The following is a 6907-nucleotide window of genomic DNA, read 5'->3' on the forward strand; positions in this document are numbered from 1 at the left end:
GAATAGCTTCATCAGGGTCCAGAGGTTAAATACCTCTCCCAAGAGACCGAATACATGGCTGCAATCTTGATTTCTGTTGGAAACATCAATTTCTGTAAAAACTTGGCTTGCAATTGGGGAGGAGTCCCTATATGACTCGACGCGATTTCGTAAAGCCTGCATTTTCACTACGCAAAAAACGCTCCGTGAAAACACATGCCCTATCGCTTCTGGGGACTACTCGACTCCTGTCTCGCAGCGAATGCAAAATACAACTACACCTGAATCATCACCTTCAAAATTATTGGAACAAGTGCATGATCGCATACGCGTAAAGCATTACAGCATTCGTACTGAATCATATTATGTGCAGTGGATTAAGCAGTTTATTTTCCATATCCTAAGGTTTAAACCACCCGCTTTAGCAAAGTGAATGTTAATTTTCATTGCTTTAAAATCTCTCTTTCCGCTTGAAAAAAATAATGACATCCCCACCTCTTTAACATTCACTTTTTAATCAGGAATAGAAAAATGGCTGTTGAAACAAAAAAAGAAACTCTGGGCTTTGAAACTGAAGTCAAACATCTTCTGCATTTAATGATTCATTCCTTGTATAGCAACAAGGAAATTTTTCTGCGGGAACTGATTTCCAATGCCTCCGATGCTGCGGATAAACTGCGTTTTGAGGCGTTATCAAATGACCGCTTGTATGAGGGCGACAGTGAGCTGAAAATTCGCCTGGAATATGATAAAGAGAAGCGGACTATTACCGTTATTGATAACGGCATTGGCATGACCCGAGAGGAAGTTCAGGAGCATATCGGCACGATTGCCAAATCCGGCACCCGGCAGTTTTTTGAATCCTTAACGGGCGAGCAGGCCAAGGACAGTGAATTAATCGGCCAGTTCGGCGTAGGCTTTTATTCATCCTTTATTGTGGCTGACAAGGTAACATTGACCACGCGCAAGGCCGGGGCCGATAAAAGCGAAGGCGTACGCTGGGAGTCAACGGGCGAAGGCGATTACACCATTGAATCAGTGGAAAAAGCGCAGCGCGGTACGGAAATTGTTTTGCACTTGAAAGAATCTGAAAGCGAGTTTCTGGACGGCTACCGGATTCGTTCCATTGTCAGAAAATTCTCTGACCACATTTCTTTGCCGATAGTCATGGATAAAGAAATCATGCCGTCAATGGATAAGGATGAGGAAGGCGAGGAAGCTGAAAAAGCAAAAGCACCAGCCCCCGTCGAAGAAGAAACAATTAACCGCGCCTCGGCATTATGGACAAGAGCCCGCCAGGAAATTTCCGAGGAAGATTACAACGAGTTCTACAAACATGTCGCTCATGATTTTCAGGATCCGCTGGTTCATGTGCACAGCAAGGTCGAAGGCACCAATGAATATACTTTACTGCTGTATGTGCCGTCACGGGCCCCGTTTGATCTGTGGGACAGGGATGCCAAACACGGTGTGAAGCTGTATATTCGCAAGGTATTTATTACCGATGATGCCGAGCAGTTAATGCCGCGCTACCTGCGCTTTATTCGTGGAATAATTGACGCAAGTTCATTGCCGCTGAATGTGTCAAGAGAAATTCTCCAGCAAAGCAAGCAAATCAGCACCATCAAATCCGGCGCAGTCAAAAAAGTATTGGGCATGCTGGAAGGATTGGCTAGCAATGATCCGGAAAAATATGCGAAATTCTGGTCTGAGTTTGGTACGGTCATGAAAGAAGGCCCGATTGAAGACCATAGCAACAAAGAACGCATTGCCAAGCTGTTGCGATTTGCTTCAACTCATGCCGATACTGATAAACAGGATGTTTCTCTGGAAAATTATGTCAGCCGCATGAAAGAAGGGCAGGACAAAATCTATTATGTGACGGCAGACAGTTTCTCTGCGGCCAAAAATAGCCCCCATCTGGAAATTTTCCGTAAAAAAGGCATAGAAGTACTATTGTTGTCCGACCGCATCGATGAATGGCTGGTCTCCAATCTGAGCGAATTTGACGGCAAGCATTTGCAGTCCGTGGCGAAAGGCGATCTGGATTTAGACAAGCTGGACGGCGAGGAAGCCAAGAAAGAACAGGAAGACGTCAATAAAGAGTTTGAACCGGTGCTTAAACAGATTAAGGACGTGTTGGCCGATAAGGTCAGCGAAGTGCGCTTAAGCCATCGCTTGACCGAGTCCCCGGCCTGTCTGGTCGCGGATGTTTATGGCATGAGTCTTAACATGGAAAGAATCATGAAGGAAGCCGGACAATCGATGGGCATGGGCAGAAAGCCGATCTTTGAAGTCAATCCCGCCCATCCCCTCGTTGCCCGTATGAAAAATGAACAGGATGACAGCCGTTTTGCGGATTTGACGCATATCCTGTTCGACCAGGCCATCCTGAGCGAAGGCGGGCAGCTTGATGATCCGGCGGCTTTCGTGCATAAATTGAACGGGTTGTTGCAGGGTTTATTGCACTAATCATTGATAAACTAAAAAAGGCCGGATATTCTCCGGCCTTTTTTATAGGTGATGGTTTCGTAATGGATAAGTGTATGGGCAGATTTGGCAGACTTGCTCCGCTCTATGAGAGTGAAATGCATTCTAACTGCACTGCTTTAGGTAAAGCTGCCAGCTAATTTTGCAATTATGAAACAGACTCCAGGATAGCGATATCGTCCCGGAGCAAGGAATTTCCCAAGTGTTATACTTGCATATTAGGACTAGCGGGAGCATTTGAACAGAAACTTACGGTTTCAACAAAATCCGGCTATGCAAAATTTCTCTAAAGCGGCCGCTGACAATGATTCATTTCGAACAGGTTGGCCATCAGGTCACGACCCAAAGGAGACGATCGGCCAATATTGCCGAACGGCATGGTTCGACATTAAAGCCGACAGTCGATTTTGGGGTAGTTACCACATAGCTGCCAACAGTGCCATCTTGGTTGAATTGAATTTCATGGTAGCAAAACAACCATAAGGAATATTTGCTAAAAAGTTCTATCAATTATATGAATCTAATGATAGCATCTTTATCAATTAAATCAGTGTGAAAGGATTCTATCGTTAAATGGCAATGGCAAGCAGATGAATTACATGCCCATTGGCTTTTGACGACTGAAGAGTCTGATCTGCTGTATAAAAAAACCCTTCATGGCCGTTTGGGTTTTGTTGTGTTGCTCAAATTTTTTCAAAATGAAGGCCATTTCCCCGAGCATTGCCGTGAAATTCCTGAAGCGGTTTTGGGTTATTTGGCCAATCAAATTGGCGTTTCTGGCGATAATTTAAGCCAATACGAATTCACTGGACGCACGGGCAAGCGTGACCAGACTGAAATCCTTTCATTTTTGGGAATTCGTCGCGCTAATAAAAATGACAAGTCTGAGTTTGCCAAGGCATTACTGACTGCTATGCTACCGTCCGATCCAACCTTCAATGCGTTGCAGGACTATGCCATCCATTGGTTTAGGAATCGCTACATAGAGCCACCGGGGTCAGCGCGGCTTGAACGATTGATCCGCTCAACGACACACACGTTTGAAACGGATTTATTCAACCGGATCGCTAAAGATTTAAATCCGAACACAAAAAAATTGCTAGATGGCTTGCTGAATGTTGCTGAAGACAATGCGGATGGAAGTTCTGCGTTAAGCAACCCCTTTTCGAGCGTCAGTTGGTTGAAAGACGACACTGGAAAAGTGGGACTTGACCGAATTTTGCAAGCCGTCGAAAAAATAAACTACCTACGAGACCTGTCCATCCCAGGCGAACTGCTGGCATCACTGCCTGCGAAATGGCTGCAAAAATATTACCGCCGGGCTTCGACTGAATCGGCATGGGAGTTGCGCCGCCACCCCGATGTGATCTGCTATGCCTTGGTGGCCGTTTTTTGCTGGCAACGCCAAATGGAAATAACGGATAACTTGATTGACTTGCTGATTCAGGTCGTCCATAACGTTGGCAAATGTGTCGAAAATAAAATTGATAAGAAACTGCTTGAGGATTTAAAACTAGTCCATGGCAAAACTGGGCTGTTATTCAAGTTGGCCGAAGTGGCGGTTGAGCAGCCTGAAGGGATTATAAAAGATGTCTTGTATCCTAAAGTAAGCTTAGAAACCCTGAAAAACCTGGTGAAAGAGTACAAATCTAGCGGCAAGGCCTATCAGGAGGAAGTCCATCAAGTGGTTTGGCGTTCTTACGGCAACCATTACCGGCGTATGATCGTACCGCTACTCGACACCCTGGAATTCCGTAGCAATAACAGCAAGCACACGCCTGTGCTGGATGCCGTAAATCACCTCAAAAGCAATCGGGAATATCGGGGCCAATATTTTACTGATATCGATGATATCCCCGTTGTAGGTGTGGTTAAGTTCAAACGGTTCGATACGGTCATCGAACAAGATAAGGATGGCGATGACCGGATTAACCGCATCAATTATGAAATCGAGGTATTACAGGCTTTGCGTGAGCGCTTGCGGAGCAAAGAAATCTGGGTGGTAGGTGCTTGTCGTTACCGTAATCCGGATGAAGACTTGCCGGGCGATTTTAGCAGCAACAGTGACGCTTATTATGAGGCGTTAAATTTACCCAAGAATCCGGAAGACCTGATAGAGAAATTGAAAACGGCTTTAGAGAAGGCCCTTAAGCATACGAATAAGGAAATACCCAAAAATCCATGGGTTAAAATTATTCCTACGGGTAAGAATCGTATTCGGATTACCCCTCAAGAGCCTCAAGCAGAGCCAGAAAACCTAGCTGGCCTCAAAGCCGAGATATTCAATCGCTGGCCTGCAACAGGACTGCTTGATGTTCTAAAGGAAGCAGACCTGCGGGTTAATTTTACCCAGCTGTTTCAGAGCAGCCGACAACGTGAAACTCTGGATCAAAACACGATACAAAAACGTTTATTGTTGTCCCTATTTGCGTTGGGTACCAATGCTGGATTAAAGCGAATTGCCGCAAGCGGAGATGAGGCCAGTTATAAAGAATTGCTTCACATCAGACATTCATTTCTTGAAAAAAATACCTTACGTGAGGCGATTGCGCAAGTCGCCAATGCGACGCTGGCCGTAAGGCTTCCTCAAATTTGGGGTGAAGGCACAACCAGTTGCGCCTCTGATTCCACAAAAATCGGTGCCTGGGATCAGAATCTCATGACGGAATGGCATGTTCGCTATGGCGGTCGCGGGGTGATGATTTATTGGCACGTCGAGGCACAATCTGTCTGTATCTACTCTCAGTTAAAGCGTTGTTCATCCTCTGAAGTAGCTTCAATGATTGAAGGTGTGCTGCGGCATAAAGCCGATATTGATATACAGAAAAGCTATACCGATACCCATGGCCAAAGTGAAGTCGGCTTTGCATTTTGCCATTTGCTGGGGTTTAACTTAATGCCCCGGTTAAAAGGGGTTGCCTCACAAAAATCTACCTGCCGGAAAAAGGCAGCGGTACTCGTTACCCCCATCTTGATCCCATATTGACCCGTTCCATCAACTGGGAGTTGATTCGCCAGCAGTACGATGAAATGGTGAAATACACAACGGCGTTAAAATTGGGTACGGCCCAGGCTGAGGCCATCTTGTCCCGGTTCACGCGTAATAACGTCCAACATCCGACCTACAAAGCACTGGCGGAACTAGGTAAAGCCATCAAAACCCTCTTTCTGTGCCAATACATTATTTCAGAAACCCTGCGCCAGGAGATACACGCAGGACCGAACGTGGTTGAAAATTGGAACAGCGCTAACGGATTTATTTTTTATGGCGACGGTCGCGAAATAGCGAGTAACCGAATCGAAGACCAAGAACTGTCGATACTATCGCTGCATCTACTCCAGCTTTGCCTGGTTTATGTGAACACGCTCATGATACAGCAAGTACTGAAGGAAAGTATCTGGCATAGCCGAATGACCGCTGCTGATTTCAGGGCGTTGACACCGCTGATTTATGCTCACATAAATCCCTACGGGTGGTTTGAATTGGATATGGACAAGCGCTTGCCCATCGAAAGGATGGCAGCCTAATGAACCGATTGAAAATAAGCAGCCGCACAATACTACCAATAGGGCAAGCCCTAGTGATAGCTTAAAAAATGGCGATAAAAACTATCTTTAGAATTAATTTTTAATTTAGATAGTTAATCTATCACCTATACTAGAATCTTATGATAGTAAAATGGTTATCGGTTACGTACGCACATCGACAGTCGACCAAATGGCTGGTTTTGAATCTCAGATTACCGCGCTTCGAAGCATCGGGTGCGAAAAAATATTTCAGGAACAGGTCTCGTCGGTTGGCAACCGGGTACAACTTGATGCCGCTTTAGAGTTTGTCCGGGAAGGCGATGTCCTGGTGGTGACCAAACTGGACCGCTTAGCCCGTTCAGTGCGGGATTTAATGTCTATCATTCATCAGCTTGAACGTAAACAAGTCGGTTTGCGCATTTTGAATTTAGGCATGGATACCAAAACCACAACGGGTAAGTTAATGTTGACCATTTTAGGCGGCATCGCCCAATTCGAGCGTGAAATGATGCTTGAGCGGCAACGCGAGGGTGTCGCCAAGGCCAAAGGGGAAGGCAAATATACGGGTCGAAAACCCATTGACACTACCCGCCAGGCAGCAATTATCCGTTTAAACGCTAAAGGTTTAACCAAGGCCGAGATTGCCAACCAGATTGGCGTGGGTGAAGCAACAGTTTATAGGGTATTGGGTAAAGCAAGAAAAAGTTAATCTATTGATTATATTGTACTAATATTAGCTTTCTGACAAAGATGGCACTTTTGGCAGCTATGTGGTACTACCCCAACAATGGGAATCCGGGCGCGTGTTATCCGGCACCAGACCGTTTTCGCGATGGGTTTCCTTTAAGAAATATCTGAAGGTGTCTTTTTGAAGTTTTTCCAAAGCCTTTTCGCTTAAAATCGTTTCGCC

4 protein-coding genes and 1 pseudogene are annotated in these 6907 nt (G+C 45.5%); all 5 read left to right on the top strand.

The window, feature by feature from the left end; all coding sequences use genetic code 11:
- Nucleotides 1–241 precede the first annotated feature (241 nt).
- The 5 genes and pseudogenes from HUX64_RS20285 (at nt 242) to HUX64_RS18950 (ending at nt 6706) form a co-directional block, all read left to right on the top strand.
- Nucleotides 242–412, top strand: coding sequence for a phage integrase N-terminal SAM-like domain-containing protein (locus tag HUX64_RS20285; protein WP_343034428.1), 171 nt, complete (start codon nt 242–244; stop codon nt 410–412).
- Nucleotides 413–510: 98 nt separating this feature from the next.
- On the top strand, nt 511–2451 hold the full coding sequence (gene htpG / locus HUX64_RS18940; protein WP_174627745.1) for a molecular chaperone HtpG: 1941 nt from the start codon (nt 511–513) through the stop codon (nt 2449–2451).
- Nucleotides 2452–2773: 322 nt separating this feature from the next.
- Nucleotides 2774–2896 carry a hypothetical protein gene (locus HUX64_RS20205; RefSeq protein ID WP_281355362.1) on the top strand — a complete coding sequence of 41 codons (123 nt, stop codon included), beginning with the start codon at nt 2774–2776 and terminating at the stop codon, nt 2894–2896.
- Nucleotides 2897–3034: 138 nt separating this feature from the next.
- Nucleotides 3035–5997, top strand: a pseudogene (locus tag HUX64_RS18945) (Tn3 family transposase).
- A 151-nt stretch (nt 5998–6148) separates the two neighbouring features.
- Nucleotides 6149–6706, top strand: a complete 558-nt coding sequence (locus HUX64_RS18950; RefSeq protein WP_174627746.1) for a recombinase family protein — start codon at nt 6149–6151, stop codon at nt 6704–6706.
- The last annotated feature ends 201 nt before the right edge of the window (nt 6707–6907 follow it).

This window comes from Candidatus Methylobacter favarea (assembly GCF_902806695.1).
GTDB lineage: Bacteria > Pseudomonadota > Gammaproteobacteria > Methylococcales > Methylomonadaceae > Methylobacter_B > Methylobacter_B favarea.